The following is a 23,973-nucleotide window of genomic DNA, read 5'->3' as shown; positions in this document are numbered from 1 at the left end:
ATATGACTGATCTGACACCCCGCGAAATCGTCTCGGAACTCGACCGTTTCATTATCGGCCAGAAGGACGCCAAGCGCGCCGTGGCCGTGGCCCTGCGCAATCGCTGGCGCCGCAAACAGCTGTCGGATGACCTGCGCGACGAGGTTTATCCCAAAAACATCCTGATGATCGGCCCCACCGGCGTCGGCAAAACCGAAATCTCCCGCCGGCTGGCAAAGCTGGCGCGCGCGCCCTTCATCAAGGTCGAAGCGACCAAATTCACCGAAGTGGGTTATGTTGGCCGCGACGTGGAGCAGATCGTCCGCGATCTGGTTGACACCGCAATCATCCAGACCCGCGAACACATGCGCGAAGACGTCAAAGCCAAGGCCCATAAGGCGGCTGAGGATCGTGTTCTGGCCGCAATCGCCGGCGAGGATGCGCGCCCCGCGACGCTCGAGATGTTCCGCAAGAAGCTCAAATCTGGCGAGCTGGATGACACCGTGATTGAACTGGATATCACGGACACCTCCAACCCAATGGGCGGCATGTTCGAAATCCCCGGCCAACCCGGCGGCAATATGGGCATGATGAACCTTGGCGATCTGTTCGGCAAAGCCATGGGCGGGCGCACCACGCGCAAGAAGCTCTCTGTAGCGGACAGCTACGAGATCCTGATTGGCGAAGAAGCGGACAAGCTGCTGGACGACGAAAACGTGACCCGCGCCGCACTCGAAAGCGTGGAGCAGAACGGCATTGTCTTCCTCGATGAGATCGACAAGGTCTGTGCCCGCTCGGACGCCCGCGGCGGCGATGTCAGCCGGGAAGGTGTGCAGCGCGACCTGCTGCCGCTGATCGAAGGTACAACCGTCAGCACCAAGCACGGCCCGGTGAAAACCGACCACATCCTGTTTATTGCATCGGGTGCGTTCCACATTGCAAAGCCCTCGGATCTGCTGCCGGAACTGCAGGGCCGTCTGCCGATCCGCGTCAGCCTGTCTGCGCTGACCGAGGACGACTTTGTCCGGATCCTCACTGAGACAGACAACGCGCTGACCCGCCAGTACGAAGCCCTGATGGGCACCGAACAGGTGGTGGTGGAATTCACTCCGGGTGGCATCAAGGCGCTGGCTAAGATCGCAGCCGAGGTGAACCAGACGGTCGAAAACATCGGTGCACGTCGTCTCTATACCGTTATGGAACGTGTGTTCGAGGAGCTGTCCTTCACCGCCCCAGATCGCGGCGGTGACAAAATTGTGGTGGATGAGGCCTTTGTGGCAAAGAACCTCGGCGAGCTGACCCGGTCCACCGACGTCAGCCGCTACGTTCTTTAAACACTAGACAGCGACTCCAGATAGAATAGCTTTCTCCTGACATTACATGTTCGGGGGAAAGCACATGCGCAGCCACTTCCTATGGCGCATTTTCACAAGCTTCGTGCTTTGTTTCGCCATGGCGGGCTGTGCAGACCGAAATCAGATGCCCATTCTCCCCGAGGCACAGGCAATCGGAACGCCGCATACGGTTTTCATTGCAACCAACCGCGAACAGGCTGATGACGGCACATTCGGTCCCGGTCGCAGTGAGACATTGAACTTGATGGAAGCGACGGTTTCCATCCCGCCAAACCACGTTCCCGGCGATCTGTCTTACCGCCATCGCAATCCCGACCCTGAACGTGACTTTGCGCTTGCCGATCTTACCCCAGTTACAGGTGTTCGCGACCTTGCCGGGCGGCTAGTCCGCGAACAGCGTCAGAACAACTGGTCAGAGCGAGAAGTCACCATTTTTGTGCATGGTTACAACAGCACCCTGCCTGAAGTGGCGTACCGGGCTGCTCAGATTGCCCATGACGTGGATTTGCCCGGATCCTTGCTGATGTACGCCTGGCCCAGCCGCGGCCGCGCGTTTGGTTACGCCTACGATCTCGAAAGCATGCTCTTTGCGCGAAACGGCTTGGAACAGGTCATCCGGGACACCAAGGCAGCGGGCGCCAAACGTATCATCCTTGTTGCCCATTCCATGGGAACAGCACTGGCAATGGAAATGCTGCGACAAAGCGATTTCAAAGATCCCGGCTGGGCCGCGCGGACGCTGGATTCGGTTCTTCTGATCGCACCGGATCTGAGTGTCGATTTGTTCGAAAGCCAGATCCGCGACCTGTCCCGCGTGCCGCAGCCCTTTGGCGTCATGGTGTCTGAAAAAGACGCTGTATTGAGCGTGTCAGCCATGCTTCGGGGCAATGTCACCACCGGACGTCTGGGCAATATTGCCTCGGCAGAGCGTTTGGAAGATCTCCCTGTTGAGGTTATCGACATTACCGAATTCGCATCTGACGCCACTGTCGGCCACTTTGTAGCCGCCACATCGCCCAGTCTGATCGCCATGATCCGGTCCACCGACCAGATCACCCAGAGTTTTGAAGGGCCACGAGAAACCTTCTTTGGACAGCTCTTCCCACCCAGCCAGACATCATTGTTGCAAAATGGGAAAATTCGGATATCGCGCTCAGAAGAGCGTTGATTATAGGTGAAACACCCAACTAGCGGCCACGGCGCAGATAGACGTAATAAGCGCCTTCACCGCCATGGCTGATATGGGCTGGGGTCACCTGCAGAACTGCCTGCGACAAAGGCGGCAGCGCCAGCCACTGCGGCACCTGATGACGAAGAACGCCACGCGGAACGGGCATCGGGCCCGGCTCGTCCCGGTCTTTGCCTTTGCCAGTGATTACCAGCACCAGGCGTTTGCCCGAGGCCTGCGCCGACAGGATAAACCGGTTCAGCGCACCATGGGCCGCATCGACGCGCATCCCATGCAGGTCCAGCTTGCCTTCCGGCTTCAGCTTGCCGCGCTTCATCCGGCGATAGGCTTTTTCATCCATGCGCAGGGGATCACTGGCCAGCTTCCGGGCCGGCGAGGGTTTCAGATCGTGGGGATGCGGTGGCAATGCCGCGCGGCTGCCAACCGTAAAAGGTTCAAGGCCCGGGCGCACTTCGCGTTTCGGTTTTGGCTTGGGCAAGGGGCGATCCGGCGTACTGCCATCCTCGGGCAGGACACGGGCTTTGGGCATGCGTTCGGCATGTTCGACCACTTTGTGCCAAAGCTCGATTTCGTCTTTTGATAATTTGCGCCGGGTCATTAGATGTCTTCCGAGAGAAGCGAATAGGCGCGTTGTATCGGCAATAACACCAGCATTCGACCCGGATCTTTCAGCCGTCCTGCGGCCTTGCCGGCTTTGTCACCCGGACCAAAGAAAATATCTGCGCGCTGCGCGCCCTTGATCGCAGACCCCGTATCCTGCGCCACCATCAGACGGTTCATCGGAGTGGCCCCTGATTTTTCAACCCAGACAGGCGCACCAAGTGGCGTGAACTTTGGGTCCACCGCAATTGACCGCATTGGTGTGATGGATCGGTTCATTGCCCCCAAGGGGCCATCCGTCTGGCTGACACGGCGCACTTCGCGGAAGAAGACATAAGACGGGCTGTGCATCAGAAGCTCTTGCCCTGCTTGCGGGTTGCGGCGCACCCAATTGCCAATGACATCAGCACTGACTTGATGGATATTGAAAATGCCCCGCCGCACCAACTCCTGCCCGATCGACCGATAAGGGTGCCCATTGGCGCCACCGTAGCCCACGCGGATCACACTGCCATCAGGCAAACGAATACGCCCCGAGCCTTGGATTTGCAGGAAAAACAGCTCAACCGGATCGTCGACCCAGGCGATCTCCAGGCCTCGGCCTTGCATTACATTGCTGGTCAGAATCTCGCGCCGGGTCAGCCATTGGGCCCCACGGGCCTCGGGCGGCATGCGATACACGGGGTAACGGTAGCGGCTGCTGCGCCGACGAGAGCCCCTGAGTTCGGGTTCAAAATAGCCGGTAAAAAGCCCCTGCTTGCCGTCCTCGATCAAAACGGGGCGAAAGAACAGCTCAAAAAAACTGCGCGCGCCATCTGGTTCCTGATTATGCGCCACAGCACAGAGCGATTGCCAATCCGCGCCATCCATATCGATGCAGGTCGATTTGAACACATCAAGCGCAGCAGCATGGTCATCGCCCACCCAGCCCGGCAGTTCAGGAAAGCCAAGAACCCGATGCGTGACCTCGGCTCCTGCGCCTTTTGGACAGCATAAAGCCGCGACAAAAGCCGCGGCTTTGAGGGGTGCTAAGCGCGCCACCGACATGACGACATCAAACGTCCGTGGCGACAAGCTGCCAGTTCGGATCGTCTGCGCCCATTGTACGGGCGAAGGTCCATGTGTCCTTCTGGCGTTTAATAGCCTTGGGGTCGCCTTCGACGATTTCCCCCTCACGGTTACGCACCGCCGAGGTAAGCTCTCCGACAAACTGCATGGAGATTTCCGCAAGACCGGTCACCGGATCGTATTTTGCACCGACCAGATTGGTTTCACGGACACCAATGAAGTCTGCTTCAATTGTCAGGCCCTGATCTTCACGATGCGACACCGCATCCACAAAGCTTTGGAACACTTCTTCGGACAGGAAGGGCTGAATACCATCCAGTTCGCCGGTCTCAAAACCCATAAGGATCATTTCATAAGCGCCACGCGCGCCCTGAACAAAATCAGCGACACCAAAATCGGGCTCAACCCGCTTCATATCCGCCAGCGCTTTGGCCTCGTCGCTATCTTCCGCCACATAGTGGACGATATCGGGATCCGGCGCGCCATCGATCACTTCGAACTTGCGTTCCGGCCGTTGGGTTTCGCTGGGCGAAAGAGGTGGCTTTTCAAATCCTTCTCGGGTCCCAAGAACGCTTTTCAGGCGCAGGATCAAAAAGACGGCGATACCGGCCAATACCAAAAGCTGGATCAAGGGGGACTCCATTTCTACCTCTCGCTAGACTGTCAGGCTGGTTTGAAACCAGCCCCTTCTGCTCTTATGTAGGTGTTAGGTTAGGGCAAGTCTACTGCTCAGCCCAGCTATAAGGATTGAATTCATGCCGCTTTTTCTGGCCTTTCTAATGGTTCCCATCATCGAGATCGCACTGTTCATACAGGTCGGCGGCGCAATTGGCTTGCTTCCAACGCTGGCAATCGTCGTGATTACAGCGATTCTGGGCACCTGGCTGGTGCGGACACAGGGTATGATGGCACTGGGCCAATTGCGTGGCAGCTTTGAGCGTCTGTCAGACCCAACCGAACCTCTGGCGCATGGTGCAATGATCCTGTTTGCCGGTGCATTGTTGCTGACGCCTGGCTTTTTCACAGATGCGGTCGGGTTTCTATTGCTGGTGCCGGCTGTGCGGTCGCGGGCGTTTGCCTATCTGCGCAATCGTATGACTGTGGCCTCCTTCCAAATGGGGGGCAGCCACAGCTACGGCGCGCCACATCGACCTGCGCAGGATGATGTCATTGACGGCGACTTCGAAGAGGTTGCACCCCGCAATCCACGTCAGGGGCCGTCTGGTTGGGTCGATGGTCCGGATAAGGGCTAAAATAACTTTGAGCCAAGCCGCCCAAACTGATAAGCACAAGCGAAACCGATAATTTTGGAGATTTCCATGGCCGAGAATGGCGCAACTGAAGGCGCACAGCAGCCGCAAGTTCAAATGAACATCCTCGGACAGTTCATCCGCGATCTGTCTTTTGAAAACATTATGGCCCAAAAAGGCGTTGCAGGCGAAGTTCAGCCCGACGTCAATGTTCAGGTTGCTCTGGACGCCAAAAAACGTTCCGCAGAACACCAGTACGAGGTGATGACCAAGCTGAACGTCGAATCCAAGAACAAAGCAAACGACGGTGAGCCGCTGTTTGTTCTGGAACTCGACTATGTTGGCATCTTCAACATCCAAGGCATCCCGGAAGAGCAAATGCACCCCTTCCTGATGATCGAATGCCCGCGGATGCTGTTCCCCTTCCTGCGTCGCATCGTGTCTGACGTGACCCGCGACGGTGGTTTCCCGCCGCTGAACCTCGACAATATCGACTTTGTTGCGATCTACCGCAACGAGCTGGCCCGCCGTCAGGCTGCTGCCGCAGAAATCGCGAACTAAGTCCGGTTCAGATCAAATCGAAAACGCCGCCTCTTGGGGCGGCGTTTTTCGTTCAGGCCTGCTTCCAAAGGGCCTCGTCCCCCAGTTTATCGACAAAAGCCTCATGAGCAGCCTGTTCATCAGCGGACAGGCGCGACGACAGAGGCGTTGCACGTGGAACAGGGCGCCAATCATCCGCAGAGGTAGCCCCACCGGTTTCCGCAACGTTGGCCAGACCAAAGTCGGGCTGACGGCCGCCGATCAGCTCGAGGTACACATCCGCGAGGATTTCAGAGTCAAGAAGCGCCCCGTGCAGGGTCCGGTTGGAGTTGTCGATGCTAAACCGGCGGCACAGCGCGTCCAGCGTCGCCGGCGAGCCCGGAAACTTCTTCCGGGCCATGGCAAGCGTATCCACCGCCTGATCCATCGGCAATTTCGGCAGCCCCATCCAATCAAGCTCTGCATTCAGGAACTTCATATCGAAGCTTGCGTTGTGAATGATCATCTTGGAATCACGCACAAAATCCAGAAATGCCTGACCAACGGCAGCAAACAACGGCTTGTCTTTCAACGTTACCTGACCGGGTTCAGGGGGCTGCGGCGGCTCCAGCAGGTCAGGACCAATCCCATGCACACCAAAGGCCTCGTGCGGCATGGAGCGCTGCGGGTTGATATAGACGTGGAACGTTTCGCCGGTTGGCATATGATTGAACAATTCAACCGCACCAATTTCAACAATGCGATCACCGGAAAACGGATCAAACCCCGTTGTTTCCGTATCGAGAACAATCTCACGCATGGGTTTGCTTCCCCCGAATGTCAGCCAGGATTTCTGCCACCTGCGCCTCTGCATGGGCCAGGGTGTCCGTCTCTATATGATAGTCGCTTTGCGCCAGCTTGTCGGCGATAGGCATCTGTTTTGCGCGGATCTGCTCAAACTGCGCTTCGGACATGGTGCCACGTGCCATGACGCGGGCTTTCTGGGTCTCTGCATCCACATGAACACAGGCAATCGCATCCATTTCAGACGCCCCGCCGGCCTCAAAAAGCAGTGGAATATCAAAGACAAGAACATCAGCCGTCGCGGTTTCGCGGAATTGCGCCCGGTCGGCGGCAACCAGCGGGTGCACAATTGCCTCGATCCGCTTCAGAACACTGGGATCTGCGCCGATCAGCGTTTTGAGCGCCGCGCGGCTCACCGCACCGTCGACAATGGCGTCAGGAAAGGCCGCCCGCATAGGTTCGACAGCCGCGCCCCCTGCCCCATAAAGCCGGTGCACAGCCGCATCTGCGTCCCACACGGCACAGCCCGCCGCCGCAAACATCTTGGCGGTGGTGGATTTCCCCATCCCGATAGAGCCCGTAAGCCCAAGCGCAAACCTCATGCCAACGCCGCCGCGCGCGTGGCCTCGTCAACTTCGGGTCGCTGACCAAACCAGCGCTCAAACCCCGGCACCGCCTGATGCAGCAACATGCCAAGACCATCCACCGTGGTGCAGCCTTTGGCCTCTGCCACCTCGAGCAGTTCAGTTTTCAGCGGCGCATAGACCAGATCGGTCACAACAATCCCCTTGTGCAGCCCGTCCAGCGGCACCCGCAGGCGTTTCTGCCCCTGCATCCCCAATGACGTGGTGTTCACCACCAGCCCTGCGTCCTCAATGATCAGGCCGGCCTCAATCCAATCGACCACAGTGATTTTCTCGCCAAATTCCTCGCGGAACTGATCAGCGCGTGCGCGCGTTCTGTTCGTCACACGGATTTCCGGCGTACCAGCCTCCAGCAGCGAGGCCACAACAGCCCGTGCCGCGCCCCCTGCCCCGATCACCGTTGCCGGCCCGGCCTTGGGGTCCCAATCGGGTGCGCCCTGGTGGAGATTGAAGATAAAACCATAGCCATCGGTATTGTCCGCGACGATTGAGCCATCTTCGCGGAAAATCAGCGTATTGGCAGCCCCGATCAGTTTGGCACGGTCAGTGACCAGATCCGCGATCTCCATCACCGCTTCTTTATGCGGGATCGTCACATTTGCGCCCACAAAGCCCATCTTGGGCATCTGGCGCAGGGTCGCTTCCAGATCTTCGGGTTCCACATGCATCGGCACGTAGTGTCCTTTGATGCCATAGGTTTTCAGCCAATGGCCATGGATCTGCGGTGATTTAGAATGCGCGATCGGGCATCCGATGACGCCAGCCAGAGGAATTTTTGCCTCACTCATTGCTCGATGATCCCTTGCAGCCCCAGGTAATTTATCAGTTCCAGCAGGGGCAATCCCAGAACATTAAAGTAGCTGCCGTCAACCGTGGTGAACAGGCGCACGCCCTCTTCTTCCAGTTTATAGGCCCCAACCGCGTGGCGGATACTGTCCCAGTTCCGCTCCACGTAAGTTTCAATATAGGCGTCTGAGAACATGCGCATGGACAGGCGTACTTGTCCAACATGACGCCAGATCGGTTCCCCATCGCGGTAAATCACCGCCGCCGACAACAACATGTGCCGCTTGCCGCGCATGCGCTTTAATTGTTCCTGCGCCTCTTCCGGTGTTTTGGGTTTCGACAGCAATTCGCCGTTGAAATCCAGCACCTGATCGCATCCCATAACGAGGTGACCGGGGTGTTTGTGGCTCACCCGGCGCGCTTTGGATTCGGCCAGCGCATCAGCAATGTCCCGCGGTGAGGCCTCCTCTGCCAAGAGCGCAGATTTGATCGCATCCTCGTCCACGCGCGCCACATCTACCACGAATTCAATCCCCGCCTGACGCAGAAGTTGGGCGCGGATCTCGGATCCTGAGGCAAGTACGATGTGGGTAGGCATGTGGGAAACCCTATGAGTAAGCTGACGATGGTCTTTGGACGGTTTGTATGGTTTTCCACCTCGAAGGCAAGGGTGGGAGTAACCCCCCTGAGTCGTCCCATCCATTCACCGATTCCATCAGAGGGGATATGGATAACTCTGCCGGCGGGGATAAACTCAGTTACTCAAGTTTCTCCCAGACATATCCACAATCCCAAACTGGTTACAACACGGCTTGGATGCCTTATTTTTATGGCGCATTACCGTTTCTCTACAGAATCACCAGAAAGAGCGCTATTTTTATCCACCCTGTGCACGACTCAGCCGGCGACTCATTAATCCACCGTTTTTGGGGTGCACTACATAATCATCATCCTTATAAAACTTTTTATTATATATGGGGTTATGACCCTCGAACTCCGGACCAAGGATATCTGGAATGGATCTGGTTGATCTCATGCACACGCTCTACCCATACGCGAAATCACTGCACATCATGGCCGTGATCAGTTGGATGGCAGGGCTCTTCTATTTGCCACGCCTGTTTGTGTATCACGTGGAGCAGGCTGAGAATGTGGAAGGTGTCAGCCCGATCTTCCTCGTCATGGAGCGGAAGCTTCTTAAACTGATCATGGGCCCAGCAAGCGTCGTTACGTGGCTTGCTGGGCTGTTTCTGGTGCTGACCCCAGGGATTGTTGATTGGGGCGCTCTGTGGCCCTGGATGAAGGGCGCTAGCGTCATTGGCATGACCTGGTTCCATCATTGGCTGATGGCGCGCCACAAAGGCTTTGAAAAAGGCGCAAACCGACTGACCGGTCGTCAGTATCGGCTGATGAACGAAGTGCCGACTTTGCTGATGGTGATCATTGTGGTTTCGGTCATTTTCAAATTCTGACGCAACAAATCGCGGAAAAGCGGGCAGGGGGCTGAGAGTGGGTTTGACTCACCCTCGGGGACTGAGTAACTAGGGCTCAAACGGGCCCGTCCGGGATTCCGTATTCTCCATTTTTATGTGTGCGATGCCCCAATGGGGCTAAAGGGCCCTGTGCTATGACTGTCCAATCTTTGAATCTGTCCGATCTGAAGGCAAAAAGCCCCAAAGATCTGCTCTCCATGGCGGAAGAGCTGGAGATCGAAAACGCCTCCACCATGCGCAAAGGCGAGATGATGTTCCAAATTCTGCGCGAACGCGCGGATGAGGGCTGGGAAATCGGCGGCGATGGTGTGCTCGAGGTGCTGCAGGACGGTTTTGGCTTCCTGCGTTCCCCCGAAGCAAACTACCTGCCGGGTCCCGATGACATCTACGTTTCTCCGGATCAGATCCGTCAGTGGTCGCTGCGTACAGGCGATACTGTCGAAGGTCAGATCAAAGCACCGCTGGAAAACGAGCGTTACTTTGCACTGACCAAAGTGACCAAGATCAACTTTGAAGAACCGGAAAAAGCGCGTCACAAGATTGCTTTTGACAACCTGACACCGCTTTACCCGGAAGAACGCCTGAAGATGGAGATCGAAGATCCCACCGTCAAAGACCGTTCGGCCCGTGTGATCGACCTGGTTGCGCCGATTGGTAAGGGCCAGCGGTCTTTGATCGTGGCGCCACCGCGGACCGGTAAAACCGTGCTGCTGCAGAACATCGCGCATTCGATCGAACAGAACCACCCAGAGTGCTATCTGATCGTTCTGCTGATCGACGAACGCCCGGAAGAAGTCACCGACATGCAGCGCTCTGTACAGGGCGAGGTGGTGTCTTCGACCTTTGATGAACCCGCGACCCGCCACGTGGCTGTGTCCGAAATGGTCATCGAAAAGGCCAAGCGCCTGGTGGAACATAAACGAGATGTTGTGATTCTTCTCGATTCCATCACAAGACTTGGTAGGGCCTTCAACACTGTTGTCCCGTCTTCGGGTAAGGTTCTGACCGGTGGTGTTGATGCAAACGCGCTGCAACGCCCGAAGCGTTTCTTTGGTGCAGCCCGTAACATCGAAGAGGGTGGCTCGCTAACCATTATCGCGACCGCGCTGATCGACACCGGCTCGCGTATGGATGAGGTCATCTTTGAAGAATTCAAAGGCACCGGTAACTCTGAAATCGTTCTGGATCGCAAGATCGCAGACAAGCGCGTGTTCCCCGCAATCGACATCCTCAAGTCCGGCACCCGGAAAGAGGATCTGCTGGTCGACAAAGGGGATCTGGCCAAGACCTTTGTTCTGCGCCGTATCCTCAACCCGATGGGCACCACAGATGCGATCGAGTTCTTGCTGTCGAAGCTTAAGCAAACCAAAACCAACGGTGAGTTCTTCGATTCGATGAACGCCTAACGTTCACGCCGGCCCAGGAGGCCACCATGGACACAATTTTTGCACTGGCAACCGCTCATGGTAAGGCCGGGGTCGCGGTTATTCGCGTCTCCGGTCCTTTGGCATTGGAGTGTGGGGCGAGATTGGCTGCTAAATCCCTGCCGGCCCGCGGTATGCGTATGGCGCAGCTGAAGGATGGGGCAGGGGAGGTCATTGACGATGCACTGGTCCTGTCGTTTTCCGCACCAAACAGCTTCACCGGTGAAAATGTTGTTGAATTTCAATTGCATGGAAGTACTGCGGTCGTAGGCGCGATGCTGGAAGAGCTGGGCCGCCAAGACGGTCTACGCCTGGCAGAACCCGGTGAATTCACCCGACGTGCGTTGGAAAACGGGAAGCTTGATCTTGCGCAGGTCGAAGGTCTGGCAGACTTGATAGATGCAGAGACCGAGGCACAGCGCAAACAAGCGCAGGTGATCCTTGCCGGCGAGCTTGGCGATCTGGCGGAGCGCTGGCGCGCGGATCTGATCCGTGCAGCCTCTCTGATCGAAGTGACCATTGATTTTGCCGATGAAGACGTCCCCGTTGATGTGACACCCGAGGTTGAAAGCCTTCTCGCCGGCGTGGCGTCGGATCTGGAGAAGGAAACCGCTGGTGTCAAAATTGCGGAACGCATTCGCAATGGATTCGAGGTCGCAATCGTAGGCGCACCCAATGTTGGTAAATCCACGTTATTGAATGCGCTTGCCGGCCGTGAGGCCGCGATCACGTCAGAATTTGCCGGCACCACCCGAGATGTTATTGAAGTTCGTATGGACCTTGCTGGGCTGCCGGTCACTTTGCTGGATACAGCTGGGCTGCGCGAAACCGAAGACCATGTGGAAGGTATCGGCATCGAACGGGCCCGTCAGCGTGCAGAGAAAGCGGATCTTCGTATCTTTCTGTCCGAGGACTTTCAGGACATTGAGGACCTGTATCAAGAGGGCGATCTGCGTTTCTTTCCAAAGGCTGACCAACGAGCTGATGCAAGCGGCGCAATTTCTGGGGTGACAGGGCAGGGGGTGGACCAGTTGGTGTCCCTTGTGTCCGAACAACTCAAAGAGCGATCAACACAAGCCGGCATTGCAACACGCGCGCGGCACCGGGATGCAATGCAGGCGGCGCAGACCAGCCTTACCTCGGCACGACAGATCCTGGCGCGTGGCCCCGAATTTTATGATATAGCAGCAGAAGACATGCGATCTGCCATTCGGTCGCTTGAAGCGCTGGTTGGCCGTGTGGGTGTAGAAAACTTGCTGGATGAAATTTTCTCCAGTTTTTGTCTTGGAAAATGAGGATTGTTTCACGTGAAACATTCGGCCTATGACGTAGTGGTTGTCGGCGGCGGGCATGCCGGCTCGGAAGCGGCGCACGCTGCGGCCCGTATGGGGGCGTCGACCGCCTTGGTAACCCTTCATGAAGACGGCATCGGTGTGATGTCATGTAATCCTGCTATCGGGGGGCTCGGCAAGGGGCACCTCGTGCGCGAGATTGACGCCATGGACGGGGTTATGGGGCGCGTTGCGGACCTCGCTGGCATTCAGTTTCGTCTGCTGAACCGACGCAAGGGGCCGGCGGTCCAAGGGCCCCGGGCACAAGCAGATCGTGCAATCTATCGCACTGAGATGTTGAAAGCGACCAAAGCGCAACCGAACCTCGACATTGTCGAAGGAGAGGTCACAGATTTTTCGTTTTCCGAGGAAAAACATGTCGCCGGCGTGGTATTGGCGGATGGGCGAGAAATCAATGCCGGCGCGGTCATTCTGACATCTGGGACCTTCCTGAACGGCATTATTCACATCGGTGATGTGTCCCGGCCAGGAGGGCGGATCGGAGATCGTCCGTCGATCAAACTGGCGGAACGTCTGGCGAGCTTTGATTTGCCGCTTGGCCGTCTGAAAACAGGAACACCACCTCGTCTTGATGGCAAAACCATTCGTTGGGCAGATCTGGATGAACAACCCGGAGACGAAGATCCGACGTTCTTCTCGTTTTTGACCAAAGGCACGTTTGCCCAGCAAATTGCCTGTGGGATCACCCATACAAATGAGAAAACGCACGATATCATCCGTGCGAATTTGGATCGGTCTGCGATGTACGGTGGGCACATCGAAGGTGTCGGTCCCCGTTACTGTCCCTCTATTGAAGACAAGATTGTGCGTTTCGCCGATAAGCTGTCTCATCAGATCTTCCTCGAGCCGGAAGGGGTGACGGATGACACCGTCTATCCAAACGGTATTTCCACCAGTTTGCCGGAAGATGTGCAGGTCGCTTACGTCCGGTCTATCTTTGGTCTGGAAGAGGCCGTCATTCTTCAGCCCGGCTATGCGATTGAATACGACTATGTCGATCCCCGCGCTTTGTCGCAGACGCTGGAACTTCGTGATGTGAAGGGCCTGTACCTCGCTGGTCAGATCAATGGCACAACAGGATATGAGGAGGCAGCTGCCCAAGGCATGGTCGCCGGGTTTAATGCTGCCTTGTCCTGTCAGGGAAGGGATCCGCTGCTGTTCAGCAGGGCGACCTCCTATATTGGGGTGATGATCGACGACCTCACCACCCATGGTGTCTCGGAACCTTATCGAATGTTCACGTCACGTGCGGAGTTCCGCTTGTCGCTGCGGGCGGACAATGCGGATCAGCGTTTGACGCCGCTTGCGATGGAGTTGGGTTGTGTCGGGGATGAACGGCGAGAGCATTTCGAGGATAAGATCGGTCACCTCAATAAGGCGGTGTCGCTTATGAAGTCGCGTCACTTCACGCCAAAGCAGATTTTGGAAACCGGCATTGCGGTGAACCAAGATGGCAACCGTCGTGATGGCATTGAGGTTCTGGCCTTCCCTGATGTCGACTTTGCATCCATTGCGCCTTTGTTCCCGGAACTTAGTGACCTGTCGCAGGAGATTACGTCACAGCTGGAACGGGATGCGCTTTATGCAAATTACATTGAGCGTCAGCGGAAAGAAGTGGAGGCAATGCGCAAAGACGAAGCGCATGTCATTCCGAGTGATTTTGATTACGCCATAGACGGTTTGTCCAACGAGCTTCAGCAAAAGCTGAATCGCATTAAGCCTGCCAACCTTGCACAAGCTGCGCGGATTGAGGGCATGACGCCGGCAGCGCTTGCGCTCATCCTTGGCCGCGTCAAGCGGGGTTCTTTGCAAAAGGGAAAAACCGCATGACCGCGGCGTTGAATGTTTCACGTGAAACAATGGAGCGCCTGAAAACCTTCGACGCAACATTGCAGAAGTGGAACCCGCGGATCAATCTGGTTTCCAAATCCACCATTCCGGATCTTTGGACGCGACATATCTTGGATTCGATTCAAGTTTTCGAGGCCATTACCGACCCCAAAGGTCACTGGGTTGATATAGGCAGCGGCGGTGGTTTGCCTGGCGTGATTGTTGCGATCTGCGCGGCGGATAAGGCACCGGACCTAAGTGTGACGCTTATCGAAAGCGACCAACGAAAATCGGCCTTTTTGCGGACCGCAGCACGTGAATGCGGTGTCAAAATCAATGTGATTTCAGAACGCATTGAAGCCGCCGCTGCGCAGTCCGCAGACATCCTGTCTGCCAGGGCGTTGGCGGATCTTTCGCAACTGTGCGAATTTTCCGAGCGGCATCTTAAAAAGGATGGCGTCTGCATCTTCCCGAAGGGCGGAAATTGGAAAAAAGAAGTGGATAACGCATTGCAGCAATGGCGGTTTGAGTGGGAAGCGATTACAAGTCTTACTGAGCCCCAGGCTGTTATTCTCAAGATGAAGGGAGTTGAGCGTGTCTGACATGTCCCGTCCGGAAGGACCTCGTATTATTGCGATCGCTAACCAAAAAGGTGGGGTAGGAAAGACAACAACAACCATTAATCTTGCAGCCGCTTTGGTCGAAGAAGGTATGCGGGTTTTGATTGTCGATCTGGATCCGCAAGGCAACGCCTCCACCGGCCTAGGTATTGATCTCGACCAGCGTGAACATACGACATATGAGCTACTGACCCAGCAGTCGACGTTGCAACAGGTCATTCACACAACGGATACTGAAGATCTGTGCATTGTGCCGGCCACAGTGGATCTGAGTTCCGCGGATATTGAGCTGATTGCCAATGAACGCCGCAGCTTCCTACTGCATACCGCTTTGCGCCAGCGGGGGATGGAAGAATACGACTGGGATTACATCCTGATTGATTGTCCGCCTTCGCTGAACCTTCTGACTGTGAATGCAATGGTTGCGGCCGATTCCGTTCTGATCCCGCTTCAGAGCGAGTTCTTTGCGCTCGAAGGCCTGTCGCAGCTGATGCTGTCGGTGCGCGAAGTACGCCAGGCGGCCAATCCACATTTGCGGATCGAAGGCGTGGTTCTGACCATGTATGATCGCCGCAATAACCTGTCGCTTCAAGTCGAACAGGATGCACGTGATAACCTAGGTGAATTGGTGTTCCGGACCAAAATTCCACGTAATGTACGTGTCAGCGAAGCGCCGTCTTATGCAATGCCGGTTCTGAGCTATGATCCGATGTCACTTGGTGCTAAGGCATACCGCCAGCTCGCCGCCGAGGTAATTGCGAACCACGAAAAGGTCGCAGCTTAAGAAAGTCAAAGGTCAAGAAATGGCAGACAAGAAAAACAAGCCAAGAGGATTGGGGCGTGGCCTTTCGGCCCTGATGGCGGATGTGACGGCGGATCCCGTCAGCACATCTGAACCTGCCGCAGGAACCGCTCCGCGAAATGCAGAAGTGCTAGTACCAATAGAAAAAGTCCGGGCCAACCCGGATCAGCCCCGTCGCCAGTTTCTGCAAGAAGATCTGGATGACCTGACGGCTTCCATCAAAGAAAAGGGCGTTCTTCAGCCGCTGATCGTCCGCCCCAACAAAGAGGGCGTCTACGAGATCGTTGCCGGTGAACGCCGTTGGCGTGCCGCGCAAGCTGCGCGTTTGCACGAAGTTCCGGTCCTGATCCGCGACTACTCCGATCTGGAGATGATGGAAGTTGCCATCATCGAAAACATTCAGCGTTCTGACCTGAATGCTTTGGAAGAAGCGCAGAGCTATAAGCAGCTCATGGACAAATTCGGCCACACGCAGGAAAAGATGGCCGAGGCGCTTGGCAAAAGCCGCAGTCACATCGCCAATCTCGTGCGTTTGCTGCACCTGCCGGATGACGTGCAGGATCTGGTGATGGAGCGCAAGCTCTCTGCCGGTCATGCACGCGCGCTGATCACGTCCGACAACGCGTCTGATCTGGCAAAGAAGATCGTCAAAGGTGGTCTTTCTGTTCGTGCAACGGAAGCATTGGTGAAGAAAGACGCGGCCGGCGTGAACACCAATGCGGCCCCGAAAAAGGCAAAACCAGCTGGCGACAAAGATGCTGATACGCGCGCGTTGGAAGGCGATCTGTCTGCCATGCTGCGGATGAAGGTGTCGATCGATCACAAGCCTGGGGGAGAGGCTGGTTCGATTACGATCAGCTATGACAACCTCGACCAGCTGGACGAACTGTGCAATCTGCTCAGCCGTTAGGGCGGGTCCAGATGAAGATCATGACACAGCCCAGCGTGACGGCCTGAATTCCCAAGACGTGGACAGGCAATTGCAGGGCAAGAGAGATCGCGAAAACGGCGGCGACCGACAGGGTGGCCGCCTTTTTTGCGCTTGGGCGAATGGCGCCGTGGTCCTGCCAGTCTTCGATCATCGGTCCAAAGGTCTGGTGCGACATCAGCCAATGGTGCAGCCGCGTGGAAGAGCGCGCAAAAAAGAAGGCAGCCAGCAGCAGGAATGGCACAGTTGGCACGAGGGGAAGGATGACACCTATCAAGGCCAGCCCGATTGAAATCAGTCCAAAGCTGGCAAAGAGGTATCGCATTAAATCAATCCGTCAAAAGTTCGCGCAACACCGCATTCAGAACCGCGCGTCCCTCATTTGTAGCGCGCATGTAGGGGCCGTCCAGCGCAATCATGCCGATGGATTGGAGGTGCGCGATTTTGTCTGCATCCATTTCCGCGCCGGCGAGCATTTCATAGCGCCGCAGATCGAGACCTTCGTACAGACGCATGCCCATCATCAGATATTCGGCAATCTCGTCTTCGCGGGTGAGGGCCGTGGTGGGCAACTCTCCTGAGCCGTCCTTGACAGCTTGCATCCATGCGCCAGGGGCGCGAATGGCTTCGGTGGCATAGCGGGTGCCATTGGATGTGATCCGCCCGTGCGCTCCGGGGCCGATGCCAATATAGTCTCCATAGCGCCAGTAGATCTGATTGTGGCGGCTCTCGGCGCCGGGACGTGCGTGGTTGGAAATTTCGTAACCGGGCATGCCGAAGTCGGTGCAGATCTCCTGCGTGGCCAGATACATATCGGCGGCGGTGTCATCGGTGGGAAGGTCGCGCAGTTTGCCGCGGGCATAGCGATCACCAAAGGCGGTGCCTTCCTCGATCGTCAGCTGATAAAGCGACAGGTGGTCAATCGCCATTGATAACGCCTCGCGCAGCTCTGCCTGCCAGTGGTCCAGGGACTGTCCCTGACGGGCATAGATCAGGTCAAAACTGACGCGGTCAAAGCAATTGCGGGCGATGTCAAAGGCGGCTTTGCCTTCGGCCACGGTGTGGATGCGGCCCAGTCGGCGCAGGTCGTCGTCATTGAGCGCCTGAAAGCCCATAGAGATACGGTTGACCCCGCCATCCCGGTATCCTGCGAACCGGCCGGCCTCGACAGATCCTGGGTTGGCTTCCAGGGTGATCTCAATGTCATTGGCAAAGGTCCAGATATCTTGCGCAGACTCAATAACCGCTGCAACAGTGTCTGGATGCATCAAGGACGGGGTGCCACCACCAAAGAAGATGGCGTTCAACACCCGGCCTGGCGCAAGCTCTGCCACGCGGGCGAGCTCTGCTTTGTAAGCGGTCACCCAGTCCTTTTGATCGATCCGGGAAACCACATGGCTGTTAAAGTCGCAGTAGGGGCATTTGGCCTGACAGAACGGCCAGTGGACGTAGAGGCCAAACCCCCCGTTGCGCCAGTCCTCAAGCACCGAAGCAGCCTGCCACAAACTGCGCGACGGCGCGACCGCGATGCGAGATTTTGTTCTTCTCGTCTTTGGGCATCTGTGCGCAGGTCACATCCAGGCCCTCGGGCATGAACATCGGGTCATAGCCAAAACCGCCTTCGCCACGAATGGGCCAGATGAGGGAACCGGGCATGACGCCTTCGAACACCTCATCATGGCCATCGGGCCAAGCGATGACCAGCGTGCAGCGGAATTGGGCTGTACGTGGGGCGTCGGGGCCTTTGGCGGTGATCTCATCATTGGCGCGGGTCATGGCCTGCATGAAGTCACGACCGTTGCCGGTTTCGGCCCAGTCAGCGGTGTATACGCCGGGCGCACCATCCAGCGCGTCGATGGTGATACCGCTGTCATCAGACAGGGCCGGCAGGCCGGTGGCCTTAGCTGCCGCATGGGCCTTGATACGGGCATTGCCGACAAAGGTGTCTTCGGTCTCTTCCGGTTCCGGCAGATCCATCTCGCCGGCGCCGATGACTTTGACACCAAAGGGGGCGAGGATCTCTGTGATCTCGCCCAGCTTGCCCTTGTTGTGGGTCGCGACCAGCAGAGTGTCGCCTTCGAATTTGCGGGTCATGCGCAGGCTGCCTTTTGGATTTCGGCCAGTTCGGATGTGCCTTTGGCGGCCAGATCCATCAGTTCGTTCATCTGCTCGCGCGAGAAGACAGAGCCTTCGGCAGACATCTGGATTTCGATCAGCTTGCCAGAGCCGGTCATGATGAAGTTGCCGTCAACGCCGGCTTCAGAGTCTTCGGGATAGTCCAGATCCAGCACCGGCTGGCCTGCGTAGATACCGCAGGAAATCGCAGACACAGGGTCTACCAGCGGATCCATCTTCACGACGCCCGCTTTCATCAGCTTGTTCACGGCCAGACGCAGGGCCACCCAGCCACCGGTGATCGATGCACAACGGGTGCCGCCGTCGGCTTGCAGCACGTCACAGTCGACAGTGATCTGACGTTCGCCGAGCGCAACGCGGTCCACGCCTGCGCGCAGGGCCCGACCGATGAGACGCTGGATTTCCACGGTGCGGCCACCTTGTTTGCCAGAGGCAGCTTCGCGACGCATGCGCGTGTTGGTGGCGCGGGGCAGCATGCCGTATTCCGCCGTCACCCAACCCAGACCCGATCCTTTGATAAACGGGGGAACGCGTTCATCGATGGTTGCGGTACACAGAACATGGGTGTCCCCCATCTTGATCAGGCAAGAGCCTTCTGCGTGTTTGGTAAAGCCGGTCTCGATCGACACAGGCCGCATTTCGTTCAGGGCACGTCCAGAGGGTCGCATGGGAATATCCTTTGTAGCTTGGCCCCGGGATACCGCCCGCAAGGGGCGCGACGCAAGGGCGATTGACCATTTGCGCAGATGCGCTTTAGTGACATCGAAAGCTGCTAACCCTATGGTGTCTTCGGGCCAAAGCGAGAGATCCATGACAGACCCCAAATCCATTCTGGAGGAGATGAACGACCGTTCGCGGGAAGTGTTCCGCGTGGTTGTCGAAAATTATCTGGATACAGGCGGGCCCGTCGGGAGCCGCACGCTGACACGATCCCTGAGCGAAAAGGTTTCGGCGGCCACTGTGCGCAATGTCATGCAGGATCTGGAATACCTTGGTCTGCTCGATAGCCCCCATGTCAGTGCCGGTCGCATTCCAACGCAGGCCGGCCTTCGGCTGTTCGTGGATGGCTTGTTGCAGATGGGCGATCCCAGTGCCACGGACCGCGACCGGATTGATGCAACATTGGGGGAAAATTCGGGGGACGTGGAACGTGTGCTGAACCGCGTTGGCGCGGCGTTGTCTGGCGTGACACAAGGCGCATCGCTGGTCCTGACACCCAAACACGAGGCCGAGATTCGCCATATTGAATTTGTCAGCCTGGCTGCGGATCGGGCGTTGGTTGTTCTTGTGTTCTCGGACGGTCACGTGGAGAACCGTCTGTTCACACCTCCGCCGGGGCAGACGCCAAGTTCCATGCGTGAGGCTGCGAATTTCCTGAACGCGCTGATCGAAGGGCGCACGTTAAGCGATGTGCGGCGCACCATGCAGAGCGAGATTGAAAAACGGCGCCAAGAGATTGATACGCTGGCCTCGGATCTGATCGAAAGCGGTTTGGCGGCCTGGGAAGATCAGGGCGCAGATCAGGCGCGACTGATCGTACGAGGGCGGTCGAATCTTCTGGCCGAAGAGGGTTCTGTTGAGGAACTCGACAAGATCAGAGAGCTGTTTGACGACCTTGAACGCAAGCGAGACATTGCCGAATTCCTGCAGCTCACCGAAGACGGCGACGGTGTGCGCATTTTTATTGGCTCAGAGAACAAACTTTTCTCACTTTCGGGTTCCTCTTTGGTGGTGTCTCCTTATATGAACGCTGATCGAAAGATCATCGGTGCGGTGGGCGTGATCGGCCCGACGCGCCTGAATTACGGAAGGATCGTGCCGATTGTAGACTACACGGCACAGCTGGTCGGGAAGCTGGTCTCCGACCGGAGTTAGAGGTGAAACATGGCAGAGCCCAAAAACGACGAATTTCTGGACGATATCGCAGACGCGGAAGCCGAAGAGCTGGCGGCTGAAATGGAAGAAATTGATGGTGAAGCGCTGGAGCTGGAAACGCTGCGGGCTGAGCGCGATGAGTATAAAGACCGCTTTATGCGCGCGCTGGCCGATGCCGAGAACGCCCGCAAGCGTGGCGACAAGGCGCGCCGCGAAGCAGAGCAATACGGCGGCTCCAAGCTGTCCCGCGACCTGCTGCCGGTCTATGACAATCTGAAGCGCGCTGTTGAGGCCGCAACAGACGAGCAGAAAGAAGTGTCCGGCGCGCTGATCGAAGGCGTGGAACTGACACTGCGTTCGCTGCTGGATATCTTCAACAAGCACGGCATCATTATTGTGTCTCCGAAAGTGGGGGACAAATTTGATCCCAAAGAACACGAAGCCATGTTCGAGGCACCGGTGCCCGGCACCAAAGCCGGCGACATTATCCAGGTCTCTGCAGACGGTTTCATGCTGCATGATCGCCTGCTGCGCCCGGCGCAGGTTGGGGTCTCTTCCAATCCGGGCTAAGCGATAGAGGTCCTGTTTGGGGACGGGCCTTTGGGCCCGTGCCTCCGGCGGGGATATTTGGGAAAAGATGAAAGGGCGATGCTGTTTTAAGCGTCGCCCTTTGTTTTTTTATTGTGCCTTGGCTGCGTCTTTCAGCTGATAGAGCGCGTCCAGCGCCTCGCGGGGGGACAGGTCGTCTGGGTGGATCTCCGCGAGAAGCGATTCAAGCGGTGACGGGCCAGCCGGTGCGCGGGGCTGTGGGGCAGGGCTTGCGGCAAACAGAGGTAGGTCATCGATCTGGATTTTAGCGGCACCATGATCGCGGGCTCCCTGTTCCAGCATGTCCAGAACATCGCGGGCACGTTCGACAACGGCTGTCGGCAGGCCCGCAAGCTGCGCCACTTGCACGCCGTATGAGCGGTCAGCCGCGCCTTTGCGGACCTCGTGCAGGAAGATGACTTCCCCTTCCCATTCTTTCACGGCCACGGTGGCATTTTCCACACCGTCAAGTTTCGCGGCCAATTGGGTCAGTTCGTGGTAATGCGTCGCAAAGAGGGCGCGGGATTGGTTCACTTCATGCAGGTGTTCAAGTGTGGCCCAGGCAATCGACAGGCCATCATAGGTCGCCGTGCCGCGGCCGATCTCATCCAGGATCACCATTGCGCGATTGTCGGCTTGATTCAGGATCGCGGCTGTTTCCACCATTTCGACCATGAAGGTTGACCGGCCGCGGGCCAGATCATCCGAGGCACCCACGCGGCTGAACACCTGACTGACCATGCCGATATGTGCGACCTCAGCTGGGACATAGCTGCCCATTTGTGCAAGAATCGCGATGAGGGCATTCTGGCGCAGGAAGGTCGATTTACCAGCCATGTTCGGACCAGTCAGCAGCCAGACCGCAGCGCCATCCTGAGCGGAGAGGTCGCAGTCATTGGCCACAAAAGCCTCTCCGCCTTGTTGGCGCAGGGCCTGTTCCACAACCGGGTGGCGGCCGCCTTCCACGTGAAACGTGCGGGACGTATCGACACGGGGGCGAGACCAGTTTTCGGCGCGGGCCAAATCGGCCAATGCAGTGATCAAATCAAGCTCTGCAAAGCCACGCGCGGCCTGGTTCAGGCGCGCAGCCATGTCGAGGATGGCTGTAGAAAGGCTTTGATAGAGCCGCTTTTCGATCTCCAGCGCCAGATTTCCGGCGTTCAGGATCTTGGTTTCCAGCTCGCTCAGCTCCACCGTGGTGAAACGCACTTGGTTTGCGGTGGTCTGGCGATGGATAAAGGTTTCCGACAGTGGCGCAGAGAGCATTTTCTCGGAATGGGTCGCTGTGGTTTCAATAAAATAGCCCAGCACATTGTTGTGCTTGATCTTGAGCGAGGTGATGCCGGTTTGTTCTGCGTATTGTTTTTGCAGCCCGGCGATCACGGATCGGCCTTCGTCGCGCAGGGTGCGGGCTTCGTCCAGCTCTGCGTCATAGCCTTCGGCAATAAAGCCGCCGTCTCGCGCCATCAGGGGCGGTTCTGCAATGAGGCTCGCGTCGAGGAGATCCAGCAGTGCGTCAAATCCGCCGAGCTTTGCCACAGCGTCGGTCAGAAGATGTGGCAGTTCGAAGCCTGCAACCCCTGTCCGGATGGCTTCCCCCTGTGTCAGCGCATTGCGGATTGCGGCCAGATCGCGCGGCCCGCCCCGTTCCAGCGCCAGACGCGACAGAGCGCGGTCCAGATCGGGGGTTTTGCGCAGGTCGTCGCGCAGGGCACTGCACAGCGTGTGGTCTGAAACCATTGCATCCAGACCCTCAAGGCGTGCGGCAATCACATCTAGACTGCGCGAGGGGCTGGATAGACGTTGTTCCAGCAAACGCGCGCCGCCGGGGGTGACGGTGCGGTCAACCACCGCCAGCAGCGATCCAGCGCGACCACCGGACAAAGAGCGGGTGATTTCAAGGTTGCGCCGCGTGGCGGCATCGATTTGAACGGTGCGGTCCTCGGCTTCTTGGAGGGGCGGCTGCAAGAGCGGCAGTTTGCCTTTCTGGGTGATCTCCAGATAGTCGACAAGTGCCCCCATGGCCGACACTTCTGCGCGGGTGAAGGTGCCAAACCCATCCAGTGCGCCGACATTGAACAGGGCACAGATCCGCTTTTCGGCGGCTGTGGAGTCAAAGCTGGCCTTGCCCAGAGGGGTCAGAGGGATGTGATATTCATCCGCGAGCGGACGGGTCAGGTCATAGGCCGGGCCATCTGCCACAATCAGTTCAGACGGGGCAAGGCGGGCAAGTTCGGGCGACAGGCGAACCCGCGCCAGGGGCATCACGTGAAATGCGCCGGTGGAGATATCTGCCCAGGCCAGGGCCGCCTGATCGCGCAGTTCTGCATAAGCCACGAGAAAGTTGTGGCGGCGCGCCTCAAGCAGGCTGTCCTCGGTCAGGGTGCCGGGGGTGACCAGACGCACAACATCGCGTTTTACCACCGATTTAGAGCCGCGTTTCTTGGCCTCAGCCGGGCTTTCCAGCTGTTCGCCGACCGCGACACGGAAGCCCTTGCGGATCAGGGTCAGCAGATACCCTTCGGCCGCATGCACCGGGACGCCACACATCGGAATGTCATTGCCATCGTGTTTGCCACGTTTGGTCAGCGCAATGTCCAGGGCTTCGGCTGCATTGACCGCGTCCTCAAAGAACATCTCGTAGAAATCGCCCATCCGGTAGAACAGCAATGCATCCGGATATTGTGCTTTGATGTCGAGATATTGCGCCATCATTGGCGTTACAGTCATG

25 protein-coding genes are annotated in these 23,973 nt (G+C 57.4%); 13 read left to right on the top strand and 12 right to left on the bottom strand.

The genetic code is table 11. From position 1 onward, the window contains the following. Positions 1-2: 2 nt before the first annotated feature. The gene (gene hslU, locus TRM7557_RS12535) at positions 3-1,313 is read left to right on the top strand and encodes an ATP-dependent protease ATPase subunit HslU (protein WP_058290543.1); all 1,311 of its coding nucleotides are present in this window, start codon (positions 3-5) and stop codon (positions 1,311-1,313) included. Between the two features lie 145 nt (positions 1,314-1,458). Next, positions 1,459-2,502, top strand: coding sequence for an alpha/beta hydrolase (locus TRM7557_RS12530; RefSeq protein WP_235811470.1), 1,044 nt, complete (start codon positions 1,459-1,461; stop codon positions 2,500-2,502). Positions 2,503-2,521: 19 nt separating this feature from the next. On the opposite strand, the gene TRM7557_RS12525 is transcribed toward TRM7557_RS12530, so the two are convergent. From TRM7557_RS12525 to TRM7557_RS12515, 3 genes are read right to left on the bottom strand one after another with little or no spacing between them, the layout of a single operon-like run. Beyond that, positions 2,522-3,121, bottom strand: a complete 600-nt coding sequence (locus tag TRM7557_RS12525) for a Smr/MutS family protein (protein ID WP_058290542.1) — start codon at positions 3,119-3,121, stop codon at positions 2,522-2,524. Next, on the bottom strand, positions 3,121-4,170 hold the full coding sequence (mltA, locus tag TRM7557_RS12520; protein ID WP_058290541.1) for a murein transglycosylase A: 1,050 nt from the start codon (positions 4,168-4,170) through the stop codon (positions 3,121-3,123). Before mltA ends, TRM7557_RS12525 begins: the two co-directional genes overlap by 1 nt. A 7-nt stretch (positions 4,171-4,177) precedes the next feature. Further along, positions 4,178-4,834: a Tim44/TimA family putative adaptor protein gene (locus TRM7557_RS12515; protein ID WP_058290540.1), complete on the bottom strand. Its 657-nt coding sequence runs from the start codon at positions 4,832-4,834 to the stop codon at positions 4,178-4,180. Positions 4,835-4,946: 112 nt separating this feature from the next. On the opposite strand from TRM7557_RS12515, the gene TRM7557_RS12510 reads away from it, so the two are divergent. Together TRM7557_RS12510 and secB are read left to right on the top strand one after the other, a co-directional pair. Continuing rightward, the gene (locus tag TRM7557_RS12510) at positions 4,947-5,444 is read left to right on the top strand and encodes an FxsA family protein (RefSeq protein WP_058290539.1); all 498 of its coding nucleotides are present in this window, start codon (positions 4,947-4,949) and stop codon (positions 5,442-5,444) included. A 66-nt stretch (positions 5,445-5,510) separates the two neighbouring features. Then, positions 5,511-6,002: a protein-export chaperone SecB gene (gene secB / locus TRM7557_RS12505; RefSeq protein WP_058290538.1), complete on the top strand. Its 492-nt coding sequence runs from the start codon at positions 5,511-5,513 to the stop codon at positions 6,000-6,002. A 52-nt stretch (positions 6,003-6,054) separates the two neighbouring features. Here secB and dnaQ read toward each other — a convergent pair whose 3' ends face one another. From dnaQ to TRM7557_RS12485, 4 genes are read right to left on the bottom strand one after another with little or no spacing between them, the layout of a single operon-like run. Then, positions 6,055-6,780 carry a DNA polymerase III subunit epsilon gene (dnaQ, locus tag TRM7557_RS12500; protein ID WP_058290537.1) on the bottom strand — a complete coding sequence of 242 codons (726 nt, stop codon included), beginning with the start codon at positions 6,778-6,780 and terminating at the stop codon, positions 6,055-6,057. Then, a complete protein-coding gene (gene coaE / locus TRM7557_RS12495; RefSeq protein ID WP_058290536.1) occupies positions 6,773-7,366 on the bottom strand; it encodes a dephospho-CoA kinase in 594 nt (197 codons plus the stop codon). Before coaE ends, dnaQ begins: the two co-directional genes overlap by 8 nt. Continuing rightward, on the bottom strand, positions 7,363-8,196 hold the full coding sequence (locus TRM7557_RS12490) for a shikimate dehydrogenase (RefSeq protein ID WP_058290535.1): 834 nt from the start codon (positions 8,194-8,196) through the stop codon (positions 7,363-7,365). Before TRM7557_RS12490 ends, coaE begins: the two co-directional genes overlap by 4 nt. After that, positions 8,193-8,792, bottom strand: a complete 600-nt coding sequence (locus TRM7557_RS12485; RefSeq protein ID WP_058290534.1) for a Maf family protein — start codon at positions 8,790-8,792, stop codon at positions 8,193-8,195. Before TRM7557_RS12485 ends, TRM7557_RS12490 begins: the two co-directional genes overlap by 4 nt. A gap of 418 nt (positions 8,793-9,210) precedes the next feature. Between TRM7557_RS12485 and TRM7557_RS12480 the strand changes: the two genes are divergently transcribed. The 7 genes from TRM7557_RS12480 to TRM7557_RS12450 all read left to right on the top strand — a co-directional run bounded on the left by TRM7557_RS12480 (position 9,211) and on the right by TRM7557_RS12450 (position 16,625). Further along, positions 9,211-9,666, top strand: a complete 456-nt coding sequence (locus tag TRM7557_RS12480; RefSeq protein ID WP_058290533.1) for a CopD family protein — start codon at positions 9,211-9,213, stop codon at positions 9,664-9,666. 155 nt (positions 9,667-9,821) lie between these two features. Next, positions 9,822-11,093, top strand: a complete 1,272-nt coding sequence (gene rho / locus TRM7557_RS12475; protein ID WP_058290532.1) for a transcription termination factor Rho — start codon at positions 9,822-9,824, stop codon at positions 11,091-11,093. A gap of 26 nt (positions 11,094-11,119) precedes the next feature. Continuing rightward, a complete protein-coding gene (gene mnmE, locus TRM7557_RS12470) occupies positions 11,120-12,406 on the top strand; it encodes a tRNA uridine-5-carboxymethylaminomethyl(34) synthesis GTPase MnmE (RefSeq protein ID WP_058290531.1) in 1,287 nt (428 codons plus the stop codon). Between the two features lie 12 nt (positions 12,407-12,418). Continuing rightward, a complete protein-coding gene (gene mnmG, locus TRM7557_RS12465) occupies positions 12,419-14,293 on the top strand; it encodes a tRNA uridine-5-carboxymethylaminomethyl(34) synthesis enzyme MnmG (protein ID WP_058290530.1) in 1,875 nt (624 codons plus the stop codon). Continuing rightward, positions 14,290-14,895, top strand: a complete 606-nt coding sequence (gene rsmG, locus TRM7557_RS12460) for a 16S rRNA (guanine(527)-N(7))-methyltransferase RsmG (protein WP_058290529.1) — start codon at positions 14,290-14,292, stop codon at positions 14,893-14,895. The genes mnmG and rsmG overlap by 4 nt, the downstream gene beginning before the upstream one ends. After that, the gene (locus TRM7557_RS12455; RefSeq protein ID WP_058290730.1) at positions 14,888-15,697 is read left to right on the top strand and encodes a ParA family protein; all 810 of its coding nucleotides are present in this window, start codon (positions 14,888-14,890) and stop codon (positions 15,695-15,697) included. Before rsmG ends, TRM7557_RS12455 begins: the two co-directional genes overlap by 8 nt. A 19-nt stretch (positions 15,698-15,716) precedes the next feature. Then, positions 15,717-16,625, top strand: a complete 909-nt coding sequence (locus TRM7557_RS12450) for a ParB/RepB/Spo0J family partition protein (RefSeq protein ID WP_058290528.1) — start codon at positions 15,717-15,719, stop codon at positions 16,623-16,625. Here the strand turns inward: TRM7557_RS12450 and TRM7557_RS12445 are convergent. From TRM7557_RS12445 to rph, 4 genes are read right to left on the bottom strand one after another with little or no spacing between them, the layout of a single operon-like run. Further along, complete coding sequence (locus TRM7557_RS12445) at positions 16,615-16,968, bottom strand: YbaN family protein (protein WP_058290527.1); 354 nt, start codon at positions 16,966-16,968, stop codon at positions 16,615-16,617. The genes TRM7557_RS12450 and TRM7557_RS12445 overlap by 11 nt on opposite strands. 4 nt (positions 16,969-16,972) lie before the next feature. Continuing rightward, a complete protein-coding gene (gene hemW, locus TRM7557_RS12440; RefSeq protein ID WP_058290526.1) occupies positions 16,973-18,130 on the bottom strand; it encodes a radical SAM family heme chaperone HemW in 1,158 nt (385 codons plus the stop codon). Continuing rightward, positions 18,123-18,737, bottom strand: coding sequence for an RdgB/HAM1 family non-canonical purine NTP pyrophosphatase (gene rdgB / locus TRM7557_RS12435; protein WP_058290525.1), 615 nt, complete (start codon positions 18,735-18,737; stop codon positions 18,123-18,125). The genes hemW and rdgB overlap by 8 nt, the downstream gene beginning before the upstream one ends. Beyond that, positions 18,734-19,447 (bottom strand): ribonuclease PH, encoded by a 714-nt coding sequence (rph, locus tag TRM7557_RS12430; RefSeq protein WP_058290524.1) that lies wholly within the window; start codon positions 19,445-19,447, stop codon positions 18,734-18,736. Before rph ends, rdgB begins: the two co-directional genes overlap by 4 nt. Positions 19,448-19,589: 142 nt before the next feature. On the opposite strand from rph, the gene hrcA reads away from it, so the two are divergent. Then, the gene (hrcA, locus tag TRM7557_RS12425) at positions 19,590-20,654 is read left to right on the top strand and encodes a heat-inducible transcriptional repressor HrcA (RefSeq protein WP_058290523.1); all 1,065 of its coding nucleotides are present in this window, start codon (positions 19,590-19,592) and stop codon (positions 20,652-20,654) included. 9 nt (positions 20,655-20,663) lie between these two features. Continuing rightward, positions 20,664-21,224, top strand: a complete 561-nt coding sequence (locus TRM7557_RS12420; protein WP_058290522.1) for a nucleotide exchange factor GrpE — start codon at positions 20,664-20,666, stop codon at positions 21,222-21,224. 108 nt (positions 21,225-21,332) lie between these two features. Here TRM7557_RS12420 and mutS read toward each other — a convergent pair whose 3' ends face one another. Further along, on the bottom strand, positions 21,333-23,972 hold the full coding sequence (mutS, locus tag TRM7557_RS12415; protein ID WP_058290521.1) for a DNA mismatch repair protein MutS: 2,640 nt from the start codon (positions 23,970-23,972) through the stop codon (positions 21,333-21,335). Position 23,973: the final 1 nt, after the last annotated feature.

Source organism: Tritonibacter multivorans (genome assembly GCF_001458415.1).
In the GTDB taxonomy this organism is placed as follows: Bacteria; Pseudomonadota; Alphaproteobacteria; order Rhodobacterales; family Rhodobacteraceae; genus Epibacterium; species Epibacterium multivorans.
This window is presented reverse-complemented; position numbering and strand designations above follow the sequence as displayed.